Annotated in this window: 17 protein-coding genes; 12 read left to right on the forward strand and 5 right to left on the reverse strand. The window is 70.6% G+C overall.

Going from position 1 to position 20,854, the window contains the following annotated elements:
* Positions 1-30: 30 nt before the first annotated feature.
* Positions 31-1,473 (reverse strand): type VII secretion-associated serine protease mycosin, encoded by a 1,443-nt coding sequence (mycP, locus tag FHX82_RS04510; RefSeq protein WP_145938362.1) that lies wholly within the window; start codon positions 1,471-1,473, stop codon positions 31-33.
* A gap of 14 nt (positions 1,474-1,487) precedes the next feature.
* Positions 1,488-2,882, reverse strand: a complete 1,395-nt coding sequence (eccD, locus tag FHX82_RS04515; protein WP_145938361.1) for a type VII secretion integral membrane protein EccD — start codon at positions 2,880-2,882, stop codon at positions 1,488-1,490.
* A 267-nt stretch (positions 2,883-3,149) separates the two neighbouring features.
* On the opposite strand from eccD, the gene eccCa reads away from it, so the two are divergent.
* The 4 genes from eccCa (at position 3,150) to FHX82_RS04535 (ending at position 9,994) form a co-directional block, all read left to right on the forward strand.
* Positions 3,150-7,163 (forward strand): type VII secretion protein EccCa, encoded by a 4,014-nt coding sequence (eccCa, locus tag FHX82_RS04520; protein ID WP_183176472.1) that lies wholly within the window; start codon positions 3,150-3,152, stop codon positions 7,161-7,163.
* Between the two features lie 94 nt (positions 7,164-7,257).
* Entirely contained in the window at positions 7,258-9,108 is a 1,851-nt protein-coding gene (locus FHX82_RS04525) for a type VII secretion-associated protein (RefSeq protein WP_229881542.1), read from the forward strand.
* Positions 9,109-9,331: 223 nt separating this feature from the next.
* Positions 9,332-9,649 carry a WXG100 family type VII secretion target gene (locus FHX82_RS04530; protein ID WP_145939136.1) on the forward strand — a complete coding sequence of 106 codons (318 nt, stop codon included), beginning with the start codon at positions 9,332-9,334 and terminating at the stop codon, positions 9,647-9,649.
* A gap of 48 nt (positions 9,650-9,697) precedes the next feature.
* Positions 9,698-9,994, forward strand: coding sequence for a WXG100 family type VII secretion target (locus FHX82_RS04535; RefSeq protein WP_145939135.1), 297 nt, complete (start codon positions 9,698-9,700; stop codon positions 9,992-9,994).
* Positions 9,995-10,040: 46 nt separating this feature from the next.
* On the opposite strand, the gene FHX82_RS36785 is transcribed toward FHX82_RS04535, so the two are convergent.
* Complete coding sequence (locus tag FHX82_RS36785; RefSeq protein WP_229881540.1) at positions 10,041-10,403, reverse strand: DUF4333 domain-containing protein; 363 nt, start codon at positions 10,401-10,403, stop codon at positions 10,041-10,043.
* 794 nt (positions 10,404-11,197) lie between these two features.
* The gene (locus FHX82_RS04545; RefSeq protein WP_229881539.1) at positions 11,198-12,085 is read right to left on the reverse strand and encodes a hypothetical protein; all 888 of its coding nucleotides are present in this window, start codon (positions 12,083-12,085) and stop codon (positions 11,198-11,200) included.
* Between the two features lie 152 nt (positions 12,086-12,237).
* On the opposite strand from FHX82_RS04545, the gene rplM reads away from it, so the two are divergent.
* The 3 genes from rplM to glmM all read left to right on the forward strand — a co-directional run bounded on the left by rplM (position 12,238) and on the right by glmM (position 14,697).
* Positions 12,238-12,690 carry a 50S ribosomal protein L13 gene (gene rplM, locus FHX82_RS04550; RefSeq protein WP_145939133.1) on the forward strand — a complete coding sequence of 151 codons (453 nt, stop codon included), beginning with the start codon at positions 12,238-12,240 and terminating at the stop codon, positions 12,688-12,690.
* Positions 12,691-12,704: 14 nt separating this feature from the next.
* Positions 12,705-13,196, forward strand: coding sequence for a 30S ribosomal protein S9 (rpsI, locus tag FHX82_RS04555; protein WP_145939132.1), 492 nt, complete (start codon positions 12,705-12,707; stop codon positions 13,194-13,196).
* Between the two features lie 166 nt (positions 13,197-13,362).
* Positions 13,363-14,697: a phosphoglucosamine mutase gene (gene glmM / locus FHX82_RS04560; RefSeq protein ID WP_145939131.1), complete on the forward strand. Its 1,335-nt coding sequence runs from the start codon at positions 13,363-13,365 to the stop codon at positions 14,695-14,697.
* Here glmM and FHX82_RS04565 read toward each other — a convergent pair.
* Positions 14,686-15,555, reverse strand: a complete 870-nt coding sequence (locus tag FHX82_RS04565; RefSeq protein WP_145939130.1) for a cytochrome P450 family protein — start codon at positions 15,553-15,555, stop codon at positions 14,686-14,688. The two genes, glmM and FHX82_RS04565, sit on opposite strands and share 12 nt — an antisense overlap.
* A 23-nt stretch (positions 15,556-15,578) precedes the next feature.
* Between FHX82_RS04565 and FHX82_RS04570 the strand changes: the two genes are divergently transcribed.
* The 5 genes from FHX82_RS04570 (at position 15,579) to FHX82_RS04590 (ending at position 20,818) form a co-directional block, all read left to right on the forward strand.
* A complete protein-coding gene (locus FHX82_RS04570; RefSeq protein ID WP_145939129.1) occupies positions 15,579-17,216 on the forward strand; it encodes a fatty acyl-AMP ligase in 1,638 nt (545 codons plus the stop codon).
* Positions 17,209-17,469, forward strand: a complete 261-nt coding sequence (locus FHX82_RS04575) for an acyl carrier protein (RefSeq protein ID WP_145939128.1) — start codon at positions 17,209-17,211, stop codon at positions 17,467-17,469. Before FHX82_RS04570 ends, FHX82_RS04575 begins: the two co-directional genes overlap by 8 nt.
* 100 nt (positions 17,470-17,569) lie before the next feature.
* Positions 17,570-17,881 carry a hypothetical protein gene (locus tag FHX82_RS04580; RefSeq protein WP_145939127.1) on the forward strand — a complete coding sequence of 104 codons (312 nt, stop codon included), beginning with the start codon at positions 17,570-17,572 and terminating at the stop codon, positions 17,879-17,881.
* On the forward strand, positions 17,881-20,370 hold the full coding sequence (locus tag FHX82_RS04585; protein WP_145939126.1) for a WXG100 family type VII secretion target: 2,490 nt from the start codon (positions 17,881-17,883) through the stop codon (positions 20,368-20,370). Before FHX82_RS04580 ends, FHX82_RS04585 begins: the two co-directional genes overlap by 1 nt.
* A gap of 22 nt (positions 20,371-20,392) precedes the next feature.
* Entirely contained in the window at positions 20,393-20,818 is a 426-nt protein-coding gene (locus FHX82_RS04590; protein WP_145939125.1) for a hypothetical protein, read from the forward strand.
* Positions 20,819-20,854 lie beyond the last annotated feature (36 nt).

A 20,854-nucleotide genomic window follows, 5' to 3' on the forward strand; every position in this document is an offset into this window, starting at 1 on the left:
TGTGGCACCTCCCGTGCGGTGCCACACCGGCTACGCCGGGCGGTTGCGCCGGATGGTGTGGACCACGAACAGTGTGATCAGCAGTACCAGCAGTCCGCCACCGGTGCCGGCGAGCGCCACGATCATCGGCGTCCAGTTCTTGTGCGCCGCGGGCGGCAGGCCGGACGGGAGCTGCTCCGGCTGCGCGGCCGGGATGCCCTCCTCCTCCGGCACGATCGCCGTCAGTGCCGCCACCGGGTTCACGACGCCGTAGCCGATGTAGTTGTCTCGCCCGCCCGGCGCACCCGGGTGCTGCGCGGTGGCCTCGATGCGGTGCATCACCTGGTAGGCGTTGAGGTTCGGGAACTGCGCCCGCACCAGCGCCGCCACACCCGCGACGTACGGGGCCGCGAAGCTGGTGCCCTGGATGTCCTGCTGCTTGCCGTCCTCGACCACCTGGTTCGCCAGTTTGTCCGAGCCCTGCGACGGGTCGAGCGACGTGATCTTCGTGCCCGGCGCCGCCACGCTTACCCACGGCCCGTTCATGCTGAACGACGCGACGCCACCGCTCTCGTCGATGGCCGCGACCGAAAGCACGTCGTCGGCGAACCACGGCGGGCTGACGATCGACTGCGGCTCTTCCGGGTTCGGCTGGTTGTTCTGCTTGCAGGAGTCCGAAGTGTTCCCCGCGGCCGCGACGACCACGACGTTGCTCGTGGCCGCGAAGTGGACCGCGGCCTGCAGCTCCCGCTCGCCGGAGTTGATCTGGCCGTCGGCGGGACGGCAGTTGTCCACCGACATGTTGATGACGTTGGCGCCCTGGTGCACCGCGCGCACCACGGCCTGGGCGAGCGTGTGCGTGTTCCCCGCGCCCTGCCCCTGCTCGCGGCTGCCGCCACCGGTCTGCGCGCCGCCACCGGCCGACTGGTTGTTGGGCTGGCCGTAGTTCTGGCTGGACTGCCGGATCGACATGATCTGCGCGTCCGGCGCCACGCCCTTGAAGCCGATGTTGATCGGGGTGCTGGCGGCGATGATCCCCGCGACCTCGGTGCCGTGTCCGTCGCAGTCTTCGAGGCCGTTGTTCGCCGCGTTGACGTAGTCGCCCGCGCCGATCACCGGGAACCGGAAGTACGGGTGCTGGGTGACCCCGGTGTCGATCACCGCGACCTTGACGCCGCCGCCGGCGCTGCCATGTGCCGCCACGGCGAGCTTCTGCGCCTGCTCGATCTGCAGGTACTGCTGCCCCCAGGGCTTCTCCTGCAGCACGATGTTGTTGTCGAGGTCGCGGGTGACGCACTCCTTCTGCTTCTGGTACGGGATCTCGCTCTGCTGCCCGTTCCCGTCACCCGGCGCGTTGGTGCTGACCGGCGGCGGAGCCCACGGCTCGTTCGCGGTCGAGGTGTCCTGCGCGAGCGCGCTGAGCGGGCTGAAGACCCCGAGGGCCCCCGCGAGCAGCGCGACCGCGGACCGGCCGGGAACCCCCAAGGTACGCACGCGCGCAACCCCTCTCAGCTGAACGAGACGTGCCGCAGCACGGTGTAGAGGTCCATGACCGCGAGCGCGAGCGGCAGCACCGCCGCGATGCAGATGGCCTCGAACACCTCCACGGTCCGCCGCAGCGGCGGCGAGAACCGCTGGTTGGGGAAGATCACGCCGACCACCAGCGAGCCCACCGCGACCAGCACCAGCGCGCCGAAGACCCACAGCAGCCTGCCCGTCGGGCCCTGCGTGAAGATCCAGCCGATCAGGATGCCCCCTGCCGACACCATGCCGGTGGTCAGCAGCGCGACGGCCTGCGCGCCGTTGGCGTACGACCGCGCGCGCAGGAGCAGGACCAGCGTCGCGACCACCGCGGTGACGATCCCGAAGACGCCGGGTGCGGTCGCGGTGATGATCGCGGCGACCGCGGTGGCGCCGCCGCAGCCGACCAGCAGGCCCGTCATGTAGTTGTGCGCCACCGCGGTGCGCCGCTCGATGGCGGTGTAGTCCGGGTAGGAGTCGTCCTCCTTGAGCTCCTCCGCCGTGCCGGGCACGTGGGGCAGCGGCAGCTTCGCGAGCCAGATCGTGGCGCGGGGCAGCACCGAGATCGCCGCGAGCGACACCGCCGCGGTGCCCGCCGCGATGCCGGGGGCGGGGTGCGCGATGAGCGTGGCGACGGTGAACGCGAGCACGCCGATGACCCCGGCCGTGGCGGCCGCGATGAACGTCGTGATGCCCGCGCCCATGACCAGGATCGCGACGGCCGCGAGTATCACCACGAGACCACTGCCGAGCAGCAGGTTCGCCCGCACCGTCAGCCCGGGCACCGCGTAGAACCCGGCGACGAAGGCGAACGGCAGACCGCCCGCGGCGGCGATCACGACGCCGGTGCTCTCGGCCTGATAGGCGTTCGAGATGGTGGCACCGACCGCGAGGCACGCGATGGCGGCGACGCCCGCTGTCAGCGCCGCGGCGAGACCGTTGCCGCCGAACAGCGGGCCCGCGGTGAACAGCGCGACGGCGGCCGTGATCAGGGCCAGTCCGCCCGCGATGTGCCCGATGCGCCGCGCGGTCTCCTTGGTCCACGGCCGGAAGCTGTCCGGATCGGAGTCCGCGATGGCGTCCACCACGTCGTCGTACAGCGGGGGCGGCGGGTTCTCGTTGCGGCGGCGCAGCTGGAGCAGCTCACCGTCGACGACACCGAGCGAGGCCAGGGTGCGGCTGGGGTCCAGCGGGGCGTCGCCGAGCTTGGCCAGCGCCCAGCCGCCGTGACGGGCACCGCCGTCCGGCGAGGTCTCCTTCGCCATGTCCAGGAGCATCGGCAGCAGGTCGGCGACCGCGACGTCGGCGGGCAGTGCCACGTCGATCCGGGTGCGCGGCGCGACCACCGTTACCCTGCTGAATACCGTCGTGCCCGTTGCCACGTGGGTGCCCCCTAAATAAGACAGTGCTGCGGGCTACTTATATCCGACCGGCGCCGCTGCCAGTACCCCGCCACCCGCCGAAACGTTCCGGACTGTCGGTGGGCGGTCCTAGTATTAACGCACCTGGGGTCGCCATGGGGTGGTTTCAGCGAGAACGGGACCGGCTCTGGCGGTATCGCCCCGCGGGGGTGTCCGGATTCGCTAACGTGTGGGACGGCCCCGGACCAGGCAGGAAGTCCGGGCGTCGGATTGAAGAGGGGTCCTTCGGTGAGCACGCTGCAGTTCCGGAAATCGCCGCGCATGGCGGCGCCGCGCCCACCGGGTGGAGAGGTGCACCTCGAACCGCCGCCCGAGGTGCCGCGCACGATCCCCGGCAACGTCGTGCAGAAGATGATGCCCGTGGTCATGGTCGTGGCCACGGTGGGCATGGTCGTGGTCATGTTCACCACGGGCGGGGCCGCCGCCCGCAGCCCGCTCACGCTGATGTTCCCGCTGATGATGGTCATGTCGATGGGCGGCATGTTCGCCGGCGGCGGCAAGTCGGGTGGGGCGAAGAAGGCGGAGATGAACGAGGACCGCAAGGACTACCTGCGGTATCTCGGTCAGATGCGCGAGCGCGCCCGGGAGGCGATGGCGGATCAGCGCGCCGCACTGGAGTGGGTGCATCCGGATCCGCAGGCGTTGTGGTCGTTGGCGGCGAGCCGGCGGATGTGGGAGCGGCGTCAGAACGATCAGGATTTTCTGCATTTGCGGGTGGGGCGTAGTTCGCATCGGTTGGCGACGCGGTTGGTGCCGCCGCAGACGGGGCCGGTGGAGGAGTTGGAGCCGATCGCGACCCTGGCGTTGCGGCGGTTTGTGCGGGCGCATTCGATCGTGCCGGATTTGCCGACGCAGATCACGTTGCGGGGGTTCGCGGCGGTGAGTGTGCAGGGGGATCGTGAGCTGACCCGGGGGTTGACCCGGGCGATGCTGGCGCAGTTGGTGACGTTCCACAGTTGCGATGACGTGCTGATCGCGATCGCGACGGCGGGGCGGGCGAAGGCGGAGTGGGAGTGGGCGAAGTGGCTGCCGCATGTGCAGCATCCGGAGCTGTCGGACGGGATTGGCCAGTTGCGGATGATGGCGGGGTCGTTGCAGCAGATCGAGGATTGGCTGGACGGGGAGTTGCGGGACCGGCCGCGGTTCTCGCGTAACGCCACCCCGAATCCGGATCAGCCGCATGTGGTGATCGTGATCGATGACGCGGAGGTGACCCGCGAGGAGCAGATCATCCTGGAAGAGGGCCTGGTCGGGGTCACCCTGATCGACCTGTCGGACTCGCTGGGGAATCTGGCGGCGCGGCGCGGGTTGCGCCTGGTGGTGGAACCGACCCGGGTGGGGGCGCGTAGCGCGGGTGGGGTGGAGTGGTTCGGTAAGCCGGACACGCTCAGTGTGGTGGAGTGTGAGGCGCTGGCGCGCAAGCTGGCGCCGTTTCGGGTGGGGTCGGCGGCGGAGGAGGCCAGCGCGGACGAGCCGCTGCTGTCGAACCCGACGCTGCTGGAGTTGCTCGGCATTCCCGGGGATCCGATGACGTTCGATGTGCAGCAGGCGTGGCGCCCGCGCCCGGTGCGCGACCGTTACCGGGTGCCGTTCGGGGTGGGGGAGTTCGGGCAGGCGGTGGAGTTGGACATCAAGGAAGCCGCGATGGAGGGCATGGGCCCGCACGGGCTGTGTATCGGGGCGACCGGGTCGGGCAAGTCGGAGTTCCTGCGCACCCTGGTGCTCGGGTTGCTGGCGACGCATTCGTCCACCGCGTTGAACATGATCCTGGTGGACTTCAAGGGGGGCGCCACGTTCCTGGGGTTGGACAAGGCCCCGCATGTGGCCGCCACGATCACCAACCTCGCCGGTGACCTCACCCTGGTGGATCGGATGAAGGACGCGATCGCGGGGGAGGTGGCGCGCCGGCAGGAGGTGCTGGCGAAGGGTAATTACAAGAACGTCTGGGATTACGAGAAGGCCCGGGAGAACGGGGCCGACCTCGACCCGTTGCCCGCGTTGTTCATCTGCATCGACGAATTCTCCGAGATGTTGACGGCGAAGCCGGATTTCATCGACATTTTCCTGCAGATCGGCCGCGTCGGCCGCTCGTTGCAGATGCACATGCTGCTGGCCTCGCAGCGGCTGGAGGAGGGCAAGCTGCGGGGGTTGGACACGTTCCTGTCGTACCGGATCGGGTTGAAGACGTTTTCCGCGGCCGAGTCCCGCGCGGCGATCGGGGTGCCGGATGCGTTCGAGCTGCCCTCGATTCCGGGGTCGGGGTATTTGAAGTACGACACCTCCACCATGGTCCGGTTCAAAGCCTCGTATGTGTCAGGTCCCTACCGCCCGGCGGGGATTCAGGCGGCGGGGCCGGTGTCGAGTGTGGTGCGGGCGGACAAGCGTCCGCAGTTGTTCGTGCCGGACTTCGTGGAACTGCCCCCCGAGCCGGAGCCGGAACCGGTGGCGATCGCGGCGCCGGTGAGCAAGCAGTCCGAGGAGGTCAGCGAGCCCACCGAGCTGGAAGTGATCGTGGAGCGGCTGGTGGGGCAGGGGCCGCCGGCGCACGAGGTGTGGTTGCCGCCGCTGGACGAGCCGAACTCGCTGGACACCCTGTTGCCGAACCTGAACCCGACCGAGGAGCGGGGGTTGTCGCCGGTGGGGTTTTTCGGGAACGGGAAGTTGCAGGTGCCGATCGGGATCGTGGACCGGCCCTTCGAACAGCGCCGTGACCCGCTGTGGGCGGACTTCTCCGGTGCCGCCGGGCACGGGGTGGTGGTGGGGGGTCCGCAGTCGGGTAAGTCGACCCTGCTGCGCACGCTGATCATGTCGCTGGCGTTGGCGAACACCCCGGAGGAGGTGCAGTTCTACTGTGTCGACCTCGGCGGCGGCACCCTGGCCGGGCTCGCCGGGCTACCGCATGTGGGTGGGGTGGCGGTGGCGCGGCGGGAGCCGGACAAGGCGCGGCGGATCATCGCGGAGTTGAACACGCTGGCGAACGAGCGGGAAGGCCGTTTCGGGGCGCTGGGTGTGGACTCGATGGCCGATTTCCGTAATCGCAAGCGCCGGGGGGAGATCACCGGCGAGCAGGACCCGTTCGGGGATGTGTTCCTCGTGGTGGACGGGTGGCGGGCGATCCGGGACGATTTCGACGAGCTGGAACCGCAGATCACCGCGCTCGCCCAGCGGGGGCTGACCTACGGCATCCACGTGGTGATCACCGCCAGCCGGTGGGCCGACATCCGCCCGGCGATCAAGGACATGCTCGGCACCCGCTTCGAGTTGCGGTTGGGGGACCCGAGTGAGTCCGACATCGACCGCCGCGTGGCGGTGAACGTGCCCGAGGGGCGGCCGGGGCGCGGGTTGACCCGGGACAAGCTGCACATGCTCACCGGGCTCCCGCGGATCGATGGCAGCAGTGATGCCGAGACCCTCGCCACCGGGGTGACCGACGCGGTCGCCAAGATCGCCGGGGCGTGGCGGGGGCGGAGCGCGCCGCAGGTGCGGCTGCTGCCCGAAACCGTGTCCTACGACGAGGTGTTGTCGATGGACAAACAACGCCACACCAAGCTGGTGCCGATCGGGATCAGCGAGGACGCGCTGGCCCCGGTGTATCTGGACTTCGACGCCGACCCGCACTTCTTCGCGTTCGCCGATGGGGAGTCGGGCAAGACGAACCTGCTACGCCAGATCGCCCGCGGTATCACCGAGCGCTACACCGCCAAAGAAGCGGTGATCGTGCTGGTCGACTACCGGCGCACCATGCTCGGCTTCGTCGAGGGCGCCCACCTGCTCGGCTACGCCGTCTCCGCCAACCAACTCGACGGGATGATCAAGGACATCCACGGCTCCATGACCCGCCGCCTGCCCGGCCCGGACGTCACCCAGGAACAGTTGCGCAACCGCTCCTGGTGGAAAGGCCCCGAACTGTTCATCCTGGTCGATGACTACGACCTGGTCGCCACCCAAACCAGCAACCCCCTCAAACCACTCTCGGAATTCCTGGCCCAAGCCAAAGACGTCGGACTGCACCTCATCGTCGCCCGCCGCACCGGCGGCGCGTCGCGCGCCTCCTACGACCCCATCATCGGCAAACTCAAAGAAATCGCCGCCCCCGGCCTGGTCATGAACGGCAGCAAAGACGAAGGCGCCCTCATCGGCAACGTCAAACCCAGCCTCATGCCCCCCGGCCGCGGCATCCTCGTCAGCCGCAAGGTCGGCAAACAACTCATGCAGGTCTCGTGGATCCAGCCGATCGAGTGAGCGCTTCCCGGTCCACCGACGGCTTTGTCGTGCCGTGCCGGTGGGCCGGGCGGTCCGCGTTCGCTTCCCCCGGGCGCCGGGCCGGAGGTGTGCCGTGACGGTCCGGGTCGCGGTGGACTTCGGCACGTCCAGCACCTGCGTCGTGGCGGCGATCAACGGCCGCGAACCGCAGGTGGCGGTGATCGACGGCCAGCCGCTGATGTCCTCCGCCGTGTACGCGGCCGCCGACGGCACGCTGTTCGTCGGACAGGAGGCCGAGCGGCAGGCCGCCGTGGACCCGTCGCGCTACGAGCCGCATCCCAAGCGCCGCATCGACGAGGGCGAGTTGCTGCTGGGCGACACCGTCCTCCGGGTCACCGACGTCGTGCACGCCGTGCTGTCGCGCGCGGTGTCCGAGGCCCGGCGGCTGGCCGGTGGCGCCGAGGTCGACCTACTCGTGCTGACCCACCCCGCCGACTGGGGCGCGGTGCGCACGAGGCTGCTGCGGCAGGCGGCGGGCGGCTTGGCCCGAGAGGTCCGGCTGGTGCCGGAACCCGTCGCGGCCGCCGTGTTCCACGCGGCGACGTTCGCGCCGCTGGAGGTCAACCGCGACCGGACGGTGGAGATCAGCAAGCGGCCGGGGGAGACCCTGGCCGTACTCGACCTCGGCGGTGGCACCGTCGACGTGAGCGTCGTGAGCCGTCCGCCCGTGCACACCGGACGGGGCGGGTTCCAGGTCCTCGCCACCAGGGGTGATCCCAGCTTCGGCGGTGCCGACGTCGACCAGGCGTTGCTGGAGCACGTCGGCGATCTCGTGTCGTCCGCGGACCTCCCGGCGTGGCGGCAGCTCGTCGAAGGGCGTGAGCTCGCCGACCGCCGCCGCCGTCGCGTGCTGCGCCAGGACGTCCGCGGTGCCAAGGAAACGCTTTCCCGGCACCCGTACACCGACGTCCCCATGCCGCCGCCGTTCGCCGACGCGCACGTGACGCGGGAGGACCTGGAGAAGCTGATCGCGGCGCCGCTGAGCCGCGCGGTCGAGCTCACCAGCGCGGCGATCGAGGAAGCGGGCCTGCGCCCGAAGCAGCTCACCGCGATCTTCCTCGTCGGCGGCTCCAGCAGGATCCCGATGATCTCCCGCCTCGTGCACGAGCGCACCGGCGTCGTACCGACCACGCTGGACCAGCCCGAAACCGTGGTGGCGCGCGGAGCCCTGCTCGCCGTGCGGACGGACCAGGCGCGTCCGCCGCGGCCGGTTCCCGACCAGCGCACGGAGCTCGTGCGGAACCCGCCGCGGCCGGCCTTCACCGGGCGTCCGCCGGTGCGGCCACCGGCCGGATTTCCGGCGCAGCAGCCGCAGCGCCCGCCCGCGCCGCCGGTGTCCCCGCCACACGGCGTGCCGGTCGTCGCCCTGCCCGAGAAGCCCGCCCGCAAGCGGAGGCTGCCTTGGCTCATCGGTGGCGCCGTGGCCGTCATCGCCGTGGTCGTGGCCGGGTTGCTGCTGTGGTCCGGGCAGGACGACGCGCCACCGCAGGGGAAGGTCGTCGCGCAGTACCACTACCAGTTCTCGGCGCCGCAGGACTGGACGCAGACGGGCGGGCAGCCGCAGTTCCGCGAAACCCTGATCAAACCGGGCGACGCGGTCACCCAGAGCGACGCGATCTCCGTGCAGGAGTACGAGCTCGGCTACGACGCGACGGCGAACCCGCAGCAGCTGGCCGACAACCTGCGCCAGCAGGCGCAGCAGGCCGGTTCGGTGTACTCGGGTTTCGACGCGGACGCGACGTTCGCCGGGCGCAAGGTCATCTACTACCGCCAGGCGGGGAACTTCGGACCGATCGACTGGTACGTCGTCGCGCAGGGCAAGGTCCAGGTGAACGTCGCGTGCCAGTACGCCACCCAGGCCGCGCACGATCGGGTGGCCTCGGCGTGCGACCAGGTCGTGCGGTCCCTCGAAATCACGAGTTGAAGCCCTTCCGGGCCCTCGGCGCGCGCTTTCGCAACTGCGAATTCACACCCGTTTTCCGAGGTGGATGGCCCTTTCCGGGAGTGGTTCCGTGGCTCGGCATTCACTCTCGCAACTACTTCGGGGCAAACCGCGACAAGGGGGAACCGGCCATGGCATCGTCTTCGTCGTAGGTCCCGTACCAAGGCAGTACGGGCGACAACCACAGACGAAGGGGGCATCCCTAATGGCTAACGGGTTTTCCGGGACTCCGGCGGACTTCGCCGAGGCGCAGACCCACGTTGACGAGTGCCAGCAGGCAATGGACTCGACCCTGGTCAAGCTGGCCAACGAGATCGAGGCCACCCGCGCGGGCTGGGACGGCCCGGCCGCGATCGTCTTCCAGAAGGTCATGGACGCGTTCAGCGAGAAGTCGAAGAACCTGAACAAGGCGCTCGCGGACATCGGCGAGATGCTGAAGAACTCGGGTATCGCGTACCAGACCCAGGATGACGACGTCAAGTCGCAGATCAGCCAGCTCCAGTCCGTGCTGGACGGCCTGTAAACCGCGCGTCGCGCCCACCGAATTTCACAGCCTTAAGGGAGGAAACAAATGTCTGACGGCAGGATCCTGGTCGACCCGGCCACAATCCACAACGCGGCCGACCACTGCAAGAGCGCCGGTGGCGAGATCCAGAGCCAGTTCGAGACGCTGGAGCACCAGCTGAAGAAGCTGATCGACGGCTGGACCGGTGACGCCATGGACCAGTGGCACGCCCGGCAGCAGGAGTGGAACAAGGCCCTCGAGGACATGAACTCGCTGCTGGCCCGGATCGCGATCGCGCTGCCCGAGATCGCCGACGGTTACCAGCAGACGGACACCGACGTCATGAAGATGTTCGGCGGCTGAACCGCTTTCCGAAAAAAGGGCCCCGGTTTCGTTCCGGGGCCCTTTTTCATTTCGGTGCGCCGACCTCGTACTGGGCGTCGTCGTTGAGCACCCGGACGGTGACCTTTTTGGGTTGCCCCGCGACGGTGACCGAACAGTCGAATGTGGTTCCCGTGTGGACGGGCTGGTTCTCCGGGCAGCTGACGTCTTTCACGTCGCCCTCGCCGAAGTCCTCGCGCAAAATCCGTTGGACACCGTCCTGAACGGACTGCCGGTCGAGCACGTCCCCCCGGAACGCGCCGAACCACCACGCGCCCCCGCCCCCGAGGGCCAGCACCACCACGACGGCCGCCCCGATGAGCCAGGGCTTGCGCGACCGGGCCGGCTTGGCGTCGAAGGCGCCGAACCCGCCGTAGGTCGCACCGGGCATCCCGTACCGGGGGGTGCTTTCCCCTGCTGTGGGGGGCTGCCCAGCCCAGCCGGGCGGGGAAGTCTGGCCCATGTCGACGCCGGGCTGGGCGGTGGGTGCCAGTGCTGCCGACCCCGGCGGTGGCGTTGGTTGGCCCGGTTGGCCGGTGGCTGCCCAACCCGATGGTGGCGTGGCCTGACCCGGTTGTGGCGCGAACGGTGGTGGCGTCGGTGCCGCCCAACCTGGGGGAGGAGTCGCGTGGCCCGGCGAGTGCATGCCAGGTGTTGGTGCCACCCAGCCTGGCGAGGGAGACGGCTGCCCGGGAGCCCATCCCGGTTGGGCCTGCCCGCCCATCGAGGGCTGGCCGGGCCAGGTCGCCCGCGCACTCGGTGGCGCGGGTGGCATGGGCTGCCAGGGCTGAGGGGTCGATGGACCGGCCTGGTAGGAAGCGCTTCCAGCGAAGCCCGGGTGCTGCGCCCATCCCTGCGACGGCGGAACGGGTCCGCTCGGCGTGGGTGGTGTCTGCCCGGTGCCCGGCGTCCACGGCGGCGCCCCAGCCACCCCGCCCGACCCGGCTTCACCCGGCTTGGCTCCGGCCCCGGTCGCGCCCGGCCTGACCTCAGCCGCCCCGGCCCTGGTTGCGTCCGGTCTGACCTCAGCCGCCCCGGCCTCGGCTCCGCTTTCTTGGCTCGCTCCGCTGCCAGCCGCGCCGGGCTCAGCCGCCGTGGCTCCGGCCACCCCGGCGCTCACCTCCGGCGCCGCCTGCGCCGTCCGCTCCGCGTCCTCGCCCTCCGGTCGCACGTCGTCCACGCCGCTCACCGGCCCTGGATCTCGCCCATGCGGGCGTAGAAGTCGCTCACCGCGGCGCTGTCCGCCAGCACCGTGACGTCCGACGGGTCGGGGATCTTCGGCAGGTCGTTCTCCGTGGGCGTTCCGTCGAGCCGGTAGTGCGACCGCAGCTCCAGCTCGTGCCCGCCGCCGCTGATGGTGCCTCCCAGCTCGATCTCCGTCAGCTTCCCCGCCGGATCGAGGACTATCCGCGCCTGCAGGGTCTTCGTCTTCATGTCGGCCCCGATCTGGTCGAGGATGTCCTGCGGGAACACCACCACGCGATTGGTCAGGTACGCGTCCAGCGTGACGTCGGCCGTCAGCTCGACCCCGCCGTCCGCCTTGCTCGACGCCGTCTTGGCGCGGCCCTGGTCGACCGAATCGGACACCGCCCCGAGCATCTTGCACACGTCCTGCGTCCCGGCCCAGAAGCACTCGTTCAGGTCACCCGCGGTGTACGGCATGGACACCCAGTGCGTCGGCGCGAGGCTGGCGTACACCGGCCCCAGCAGCAGGTACTCGACCGGGCTGTTGGCCGGATGGTACGAGTCCAGGTACTCGTTCGAGTCAAGATTGGAGTGGTTCTTCGCCAGCCGGGCGGGCGGCCTGCCGAGCTGCACCGCCGTCACCGTGCTGTTGATCTTCCGGTTGTCGAACCGGGCGAAGGTGTCGAGCACGCTCTTACGGCTGTCGACGCCGTTGAACCGGTCGCCGAGCTTGTCGAGCGTCGCCGAGAACTTCGCGCTCACGTACGCCGCCGCCTCGGCCCCGTTGGGCACCGGCGTGCCGGCCTTCGCGCTGGAGCACGCACTCACCAGCAGCATGACACCGGCCAGCAATGCGGCGGTTCTGGTCCTCGGTCGGGAGGCGGTCACCGCGTCACAGTAGTATGGACAACGCACGGGTACCCCGCTTTCCGGTCCTCCGGAGTGAGGGGGTATCTTCAGATGTCGTTGTGCGTTGCGGCGCGGTATACGCGTTAGGCCCGCACTCGACCCCACACGCAAGTTGACGACGAGGTAGACCCTTGCCCACGTACAGCCCCAAGCCTGGCGATGTCACCCGTGCCTGGCACGTGATCGACGCCGAGGATGTCGTGCTCGGCCGGCTCGCGACCGAGGTCGCCACGCTGCTGCGCGGCAAGCACAAGCCGACCTTTGCCCCTCATGTGGACACCGGTGACTTCGTCATCATCGTGAACGCCGAGAAGGTGGCGCTCACCGGTAACAAGCGCGAGCAGAAGTTCGCGTACCGGCACAGCGGCTACCCCGGTGGTCTGCGCAAGCGCTCGTTCGGCGAGCTGCTGGACACGCGCCCCGAGCGGCTCCTGGAGAAGGTCGTCAAGGGCATGCTGCCGAAGAACAAGCTCGGCCGCGCCCAGGCCAAGAAGCTCAAGGTCTACGCCGGCCCGCAGCACCCGCACAGCGCGCAGCAGCCGCAGCCGTACGAGATCACCAAGATCGCGCAGGTCGCCCAGTGAGTGAGGAAACGTTCGTGACCAGCACCGAGACCGAGGCCACGGAGGTCGAGGCCCCCGAGGCCGTCGACGGCGTCGTGACCAGCGAGACCCCGGCCGCCCCGCGCCCGTCGCGTGCTGCCGGCGGGTCCGCCCAGACCGTCGGCCGCCGCAAGGAGGCTGTCGTCCGGGTGCGGCTCGTCCCGGGCACCGGTGAGTTCAAGCTCAACGGCCGCAGCCTCGAGGAGTACTTCCCCAACAAGGTCCACCAGCAGCTCATCCGTGAGCCGCTGGTCACCGTCGACAAGCCGGAGTCGTTCGACATCTTCGGCAACCTCAAGGGCGGCGGCACCTCCGGCCAGGCCGGTGCGCTGCGCCTGGCGATCGCCCGCGCGCTCGTCGAGGTCGACGCCGAGGACCGTCCCGCGCTGAAGAAGGCCGGCTTCCTGACCCGGGACGCCCGCGCCACCGAGCGCAAGAAGTACGGCCTCAAGAAGGCCCGCAAGGCCCCGCAGTACAGCAAGCGTTAATTCCGCAGCACCCGCGCGAAGGCGCCCGTCCACACCTCGGATGGGCGCCTTCGTCGTTTCCACGGGCAGAAGGCACTCCCCGGGGCGGTGCTCCCCGTGAGCGCTAACGTTCCAGTGCGGGGGACGACTTGCTTTCCACCTGGCAGAGGTTCGAGGAGAGAAACACATGGCTCGCCTGTTCGGCACCGACGGGGTACGAGGTCTCGCCAACGGGGACCTGACGCCGGAGCTCGCGCTCGCCGTCGCGGCCAGTGCCGCGCGCGTGCTGGCCGCGCACGACCGGTCGCACCGCCCCGTCGCCGTCGTGGGCCGGGACCCGCGGGCCAGCGGCGAGATGCTGGAGGCCGCCGTCGTCGCGGGCCTGGCGTCGGCGGGCGCCGACGTGCTGCGGGTCGGCGTGCAGCCCACCCCCGCCGTCGCGCACCTGGTGGGGGCGCTCGACGCGGACCTCGGCGTGATGATCTCGGCGTCGCACAACCCCATGCCGGACAACGGCATCAAGCTCTTCGCCGCGGGCGGGCACAAGCTGCCCGACGGCATCGAGGACGAGATCGAGGCCGGGCTGGAGGGCAACGGCAGCCGCCCGACCGGCGCCGAGATCGGCCGGGTAACCGACGTCACAGACGCCCTCGACCGTTACACCGGGCACCTCATCGAGGCCCTGCCGCATCCGCTGACCGGGCTGCGCGTCGTGGTCGACTGCGCGAACGGCGCCGCCTCCTTCGCCGCCCCCGAGGTCTACCGCAAGGCCGGTGCGCAGGTCGTCGCGATCTCCGCCGAGCCCGACGGCATCAACATCAACGAGAACTGTGGCTCGACACACATCGACAAGCTGCAGGCCGCCGTCCGCGAGCACGGTGCGGACCTGGGCATCGCGCACGACGGCGACGCCGACCGCTGCCTCGCGGTGGACGCCTCCGGGGAGCTCGTCGACGGCGACCAGATCATGGCCGTCCTCGCGCTCGCCATGGCCGAGGCGGGCGAGCTGGTGCACGACACGCTCGTCGCGACGGTGATGAGCAACCTGGGCCTGCACCTGGCGATGCGTGAGCACGGCGTGCACCTGCGCACCACCGCGGTCGGTGACCGGTACGTGCTGGAGGAGCTGCGCGCCGGCGGGTACGCCCTGGGCGGCGAGCAGTCCGGGCACGTGGTGTTCCCCGCGCTCGCCACCACCGGTGACGGCCTGCTGACCGCGTTGCGCCTGATGAGCCGCGTCGCCGCCACCGGGAAGCCGCTCGCCGAGCTGGCCGGGGTGATGCGGCGGCTGCCGCAGGTCCTGATCAACGTCCGGGTCGCCGACAAGCACGCCGTGGTGGCCTCCGGCGCGGTGCAGGAGGCGGTGAAGGCCGTCGAGGCCGAGCTGGGTGAGCAGGGCCGGGTGCTGCTGCGGCAGTCCGGCACCGAGCAGCTGGTGCGGGTGATGGTCGAGGCGCCGACGCACGAGATCGCGCAGACCGCGGCCGACCGCCTCGCCGGTGTGGTGTCGTCAGTCTCCTGACGTCACCACGGCGCTCTCCAAGCTGTAGAACACGGGGTGCGACCCGAACAGTACGTTCCGCACCCGGTGTTCCGGCCGCAGGACCCGCGCCAGCGCTCTCAGCGCCACCTCCGCTTCGGCCAGCGCGACGCCTGAACCGGGGCAGGCGTGCGGGCCGGAGCCGAACGGCAGCCCGGCGTCCAGGCGGATGGCCACCGTTTCTCCGGCGCGAACGGCGTGACCGGCGAGCGTGACGTCCTCGGTCGCGCGCCGGTAGACGAGCCGCGCCGGGGTGATCTCGTTCACCAGCTCCCGGACGTCCCGTGTCCGCCGCTCGGTCACCAGGCGCAACCCCGCCAGCGCGAGGAAGTTCCGCGAGTTCTCGACGGCCGCGTGCGCCAGCACCACGGGCGTGACCAGGCGTTCCTCCTCCGTCACGGCGGCCTCGGGCAGTACGCCGGCCCGCGCGAAGAACATCGCCAGGCGCAGCGCGGCCGTGTCCGCGGCGCCGCCCTCGCCGAACCATGCGTCGAGGTTCGCGGTGACCGCTTCGAGGTCAGCGAGCACCCGCGGGGGTAGTTCGACGCCCAGCACGGCCTCCGCCACCGCCGCCGCGATCGGGCGGGCGAAATCCGCGACGAGGTCGAACTCGTCGCCCAAACCGCGCACGATCGCCTCGACCCGCTCCCGCACCGCGTCCGGCAGCGGTTCGGCGCGGGCGATCATCCGCCACACCACGGTCCGCAGGCGTGCGTGCGCCTGCCCGTCCAGGAACAGCAGGTTCGCCTGGTCGGAGCCGGGGTTCGAGGTCAGCGCGGGACTTCGCAAAGCGGCCAGACAGGCGGCCCGGGTGCTCAGTACCTTGTGGTCATGTGCCATGGCGGATCCCACGGTAGAGCGCGATGAGCGTGCCCGAAGACGTTTTGCGCACGCCGCTGACCGACCGGCTGTTCGCGCGGGCCGGGGACAACCGCCCGGCGTTCACGTTCCTCGACTACCCCGCGGGCGGCGAACACAGCCTGTCGTGGGGGCAGCTCGTGGCCCGCGTCCGGGTGGTGGCGCACCGGCTGCGGGAGGTCGCCGAGCCGGGCGAGCGGGTGGCGATCCTCACGCCGCAGGACCTGTCCTATCCGGTCGCGTTCCTCGGGGCGCTCGCGGCCGGGCTCGTGGCCGTGCCGCTGTTCGCCCCGTCGGGCCACGCACACCGCGGTCGCCTGCTCGGCGCCCTGGCGGACTCCGCGGCGCAGGTCTGGCTCACGTCCTCGCGCGTCGCCGACCGGGTCCGCGAGCTCGGCACGCCCCGGCACCTGCTGGCGGTGGACGAGCTGGACGGCCCCGGCGCGGACCCGGTGACCGTCGAGCCGGACGCGCCCGCGTACCTGCAGTACACCTCCGGCTCCACCCGCACCCCGGCGGGAGCGGTGATTCCGCACCGCGCCGTGGTCGCGAGCTGCTGGCAGGCGAGCCGGGCGTACGAAGTGGACGAGACCACGACGTGTGCCGGGTGGATCCCGTTCTTCCACGACATGGGGCTGATCCAGCTGGTCTGCCTCCCGGTCTTCGCGGGTGGCCGATCGGTGTTCATGGCGCCCGCGGAGTTCGTGCGGCGGCCGGAACGCTGGCTGCGGCAGCTGTCGGACTACCCGAACGTCTTCACCGCGGCGCCCAACTTCGCCTACGACCTCGCCGTCGAGGCCGCGCCGCGCGAAGGCCTGGACCTCTCGGGCGTGCGGATCGCGCTCAACGGCAGCGAACCGATCCGGCCGGAGACCGTGGAGGAGTTCCAGAAGGCGTTCGGCCCCTACGGTTTCCGGCGCGAGGCACACCGTCCGTCATACGGGCTCGCCGAGGCGACGGTCTACGTGACGAGTGCGGGGCCGGAGGGCCCGACGGTCACGGCGTTCGACCGCGAGGAGCTGGCGCGGGGCCGCGCGGTCGAGGCCGGCCCGGACGTTCCGGACCGGCAGGAGCTGGTGTCCGTCGGGCGGCCGGTGGGGCAGCTCGTGCGGATCGTCGGCGACGGGCAGGTCCGGCCCGACGGCGTGCTGGGCGAGGTGTGGGTGCACGGGCCGCACATCGCCGCCGGGTACTGGCGCCGGGAGGACGGGACGTTCGGCAACCGGCTCGAAGGCCGTGACGGCTGGCTGCGGACCGGCGACCTCGGCTTCGTCCACCGCGGCGACCTCTACCTCGCCGGCCGGCTCAAGGACCTCATCGTGATCGACGGCCGCAACCACTACCCGCAGGACATCGAAGCGACGGTGGCGCAGGCGCATCCGGCGATCCGGCGGGACCGCGTGGCGGCCTTCGGGATCCGCGACACCCGGGGCGAAGGCGTGTCCGTCGTGGCGGAGCAGGTACGCGACGTGGCGCCGGACCCGCAGGAGGTGTCGCGTGCGGTCCTGCGGGCGGTGTCGCGTGAGCACGACATCGCGCTGCGGTCGTTCCGGCTCGTGCCGCCGGGGGAGCTGCCGCGTACGTCGAGCGGGAAGGTCTCCAGGTCGGCGGCCCGTGCCAGTTACGGTGAACAACATGGATGAGCTCGTTGCCGGAGTCCGGAAGCTCGTGTGCGACACGTTCCTGCTCGACCCCGCCACGGTGCGGCCCGACACTCCGCTCGAGGAGCTGGGGCTGGACTCCAAGGGCCGGATCCGGTTGCTCGCCACGGTCGAGGTCTTCTACGAGGTCTCGATCGACCTCGACGAGCGCGACCGGCTGACCGACGTCAACGCCGTCGCCCAGGTCCTGGCCGAGGCGCTGGAGAAGAAACCGGGCGAAACGGCTGCGTCCTGAGTGCCGGGGGAGCTACATTCAGTTGCACATGTAACGGCACCGGACGCGGCTGACGTGCGTCGGATGTTCCGTCAGCGGACCTGGTGAGGGGGGCTCGGAAGTGAGTGGCGGATACACCGCGAGTACCGACGCGATGGCCACGGCGTCGAAGCAGATCGTCCAGTTGGCGGAGGACCTGCCGGACAAGAACACCGATCTCGCCAGCACGCCCGTGAACGCGCAGGGCTTCGGCCAGGCCCACGGCGACCACGCCCAGAAGTACACCGCCGGCGTGTCGACGCTGTGGCAGGCCGTGAGCGGCTACAGCAACACGCTCAAGGCGTTCGGCACCAACATCGGCAGCGGTGGCAAGAGCTACGCCGAGGGCGAGCACACGCAGTCGACCGCGATCACGAATGCGGGGACCGTCTGATGGCGAAGACGTGGGCCCAGGTCAAGGCGCTGCTCGACGACCCGAGCGTGCCGCCCGCCAACAAGATGATGCTGGTCTCCGCCTGGCAGCAGGAGAACCAGGCCCCGATGTTCGAGGGGCTGCCCGCGTCGTCCACGAAGGAGGAACGGGACGAGGCGGCGCGGTACGCGGACGCGTACGGCTCGTCGCCGATGTTCGGCTTCCAGGGCACCGACCACGCGTACGACGAGGCCAAGAAGGCCGGGGACCAGGCGTCCTACAACGAGCGCGAAGAGAAGAAGGCCGTCGACGAGGGCAAGACCAACCTCGGCACCAAGCAGCCGCCCGGCCCCGGCGGCACCGGCACGAAGACGTCCGACGAGCTGTTCGACGCGGCCGAGCCCGCGCTGAAGGTGTTCCAGACCTTCGGCTCGCTGCTGGCGAAGATCCCCGACGACTGCCGCGGCAACACGCGCGCGCTGGACTTCAACAACGACATCAAGAAGCGGTTCGACGAGCAGCGCGGCATCAGCTTCGAGAACTTCCTCGCCGACGCCGACCACTTCAAGACCGGTTCCACCACGGTGGACCAGACCATCAAGGACACCGGCACCTCGCTGAGCACCCTGTTCCACACCTGGAGCGGCTCGGCCGCGAACGCGGCGTCCGACCACTACAACGAGCAGATCCTGAGCAAGGCCAACAAACTGGCCCAGACGCTCGAAGACGCGAGCGAGGCCACCACCACCGCAGTGTCCACTGTGTACCAGCTGTGCAAGGGCAAGGCCGACGCGATCGTCGCGATGTACACCGACCAGGTGGGCAAGGCCGACTTCAACATGGCCCAGAAGGTCGTGGCGGTCGCGAACGGGGAGCACGCCGAGAAGGACGACCTCAAGGCCATCGCGGGCTGGATGGACCTGAACTTCGGTACCAACCTGGTCGACACCCTGAACGACGACGGTTGCTGCGACGACGACGACATCAAGAAGCAGGGCCAGGACCTGGCCAAGCAGTGGATCCAGAACGCCTTCAACCCGGACATGTGGGACCGCCTGTACAAGGGGTTCGACAAGACCTGCAAGGACACGCTCGACCTGGTCAACAACGCCTACGACGGGCTCGACGACGTCATGGGCAAGATCAAGAACGAGTTCGAGGGCAGTACCGGGTCGACCGGTCAGACCCAGCCGAGCAGCACGGGCAGCACGGGCACGGGCAGCACCGGCACCGGTAGCACGGGCGGCACCGGTAGCACGGGCGGCACAGGGAGCGTCGGCGGTGGCGGCGGAACGCCGTCGGCCACGGTCCCGTCCACCAGCACACCGTCCACAGAGGACCCGCAGGCGGTGGCCGACGCGGTGAAGAAGGAGGCCGCGGACGGGACCAACCCGTACACCGGCAAGCCGCTGGAGGTCGACCCGGAAACCGGCGAGCCGTACCCGATCGACCCGAAGACGGGCGAGCCGGTCAAGGACACGGGGGACGAGCAGGAGACGCTGACGGTCCAGCAGGGCGACCACACGATCGAGATGGCCGAGCCGGACAAGGACGGCAAGATGGACATCAAGGTCGACGACGGGACCGGTCAGCCGAAGGACTACAAGCTCGACTGGGGCGACGGCAAGGACACCGCGGTGGGCGACACGGCCGCCGGGACCGGGCAGGCGGGTTTCGGACCGCACGGAGCGGCGGGCACGAACGGTCAGCCGGGGCCGGACGGGACGTACCAGCCCGGCCCCGATGGCAAGATCCACATCGAGGACGGCAACCTCAAGATCACCGCGGAGCGGCCGGAGGGGCCCGACGGGCCGACGGTCGTCACGGTCGACGACGGCACGGGCAAGCCCACCACGTACACGCTCGGTGAGTCCAAAGAGGACGCTTCGAGCGCTTCCGGTGTGTCCGGGGCGGAGAGGGCCGCCGAGGTGCCGCAGGGCGGCTCCAGTCCGGCGGCGGGTGACGTTCCGGCCCAGCCCGCCGAGGTGCCGCAGGGTCAGGGAGACTCGCCGTCTTCCAGCCCGGCCGCGGCGAGCGACGTCTCGGTCCAGCCCGCGGAGGCGACGGGTCCGGTGCCCGATGGCGCCGGCGGCTTCACCGACGCGGGTGCCACCACTCCGGCGACGACGAGCGGAGACGGCCTGGCGGCGGTCGGTTCGGGGGTGGTGGGCTCGGAGAGCGCGGGTTCGCTCGGTGACACGTCGTCGCTCGGGCCGGGTGCGCACACCGGGGCGTCGATGCACCAGCCCGCGCACGCGCCGGGCCTGCAACCGGTCGGCGCGGTGGAAGGCGTGGCGGCGCAGCAGCAGTCCGGCGGTGGTTCCGGCGGGCTGGGCAACATGGCCGGAATGATGGGTGGCATGGGCGCGGCCGGCGGTGGCGGTGAGGACCAGGAGCGCAGCTCGCGGGCGTACCGGATCGACGGCGGGATCTTCAACTCCGGCGGGGCGGCCGGGCGCATCAGCGGTTCGCTCGACGACGACGGGGACCGGTCGGTCACCCAGCGGTAGGCCGCGGGACTAGGAGGGGCGCATGGTCTCGGACGAGATCCAGCGGTACAAGGCGAGGATGGACGGGCTGGTCCGCGAGCAGGCTGACCGGCGGGCGATGCTCGACCGGCAGGGCCAGGAGATCCAGGCCAGGTCGCAGGAGTACATGACGAAGCAGGTCCAGGCGGCGGAGCGGTACGTCCAGCACCGCCGTGAGCTGGGCCGCCGCGAGCGCGAGGCGGGTGGCTGGGGCACCGAGAAGGCGCTGGCGGACAAGAACACGACCATGCGCTTCGGCCCGGCGGAGGACGAGGAGGACCCCTACGCCGCGGCGCGGTCCACCGAGTCGCTCACGCCGCGCCCGCCCCAGCCCGCGGAGCCGTCGCAGGAGCCCGCGCCCCGCCGCGCGCGCCACTCCCGAGCGGACTTCGACGAGGACGACTTCTCGAACAACAGCTGGCTGGGCTGAGCCGCCCGGGCGGGCTCGGGCGGCCCTCGGCCGCCA

This window comes from Amycolatopsis bartoniae (genome assembly GCF_014191255.1).
Lineage (GTDB): Bacteria > Actinomycetota > Actinomycetes > Mycobacteriales > Pseudonocardiaceae > Amycolatopsis_E > Amycolatopsis_E bartoniae.

Coding starts and splice junctions, on each gene's coding strand:
- FHX82_RS04530 (WP_145939136.1), top strand. CDS start 9,332: ATGGCTAACGGGTTTTCCGGGACTCCGGCGGACTTCGCCGAGGCGCAG.
- FHX82_RS04535 (WP_145939135.1), top strand. CDS start 9,698: ATGTCTGACGGCAGGATCCTGGTCGACCCGGCCACAATCCACAACGCG.
- FHX82_RS36785 (WP_229881540.1), bottom strand. CDS start 10,403: ATGCCCGGTGCGACCTACGGCGGGTTCGGCGCCTTCGACGCCAAGCCG.
- glmM (WP_145939131.1), top strand. CDS start 13,363: ATGGCTCGCCTGTTCGGCACCGACGGGGTACGAGGTCTCGCCAACGGG.
- FHX82_RS04565 (WP_145939130.1), bottom strand. CDS start 15,555: ATGGCACATGACCACAAGGTACTGAGCACCCGGGCCGCCTGTCTGGCC.
- FHX82_RS04570 (WP_145939129.1), top strand. CDS start 15,579: ATGAGCGTGCCCGAAGACGTTTTGCGCACGCCGCTGACCGACCGGCTG.
- FHX82_RS04575 (WP_145939128.1), top strand. CDS start 17,209: ATGGATGAGCTCGTTGCCGGAGTCCGGAAGCTCGTGTGCGACACGTTC.
- FHX82_RS04585 (WP_145939126.1), top strand. CDS start 17,881: ATGGCGAAGACGTGGGCCCAGGTCAAGGCGCTGCTCGACGACCCGAGC.
- FHX82_RS04590 (WP_145939125.1), top strand. CDS start 20,393: ATGGTCTCGGACGAGATCCAGCGGTACAAGGCGAGGATGGACGGGCTG.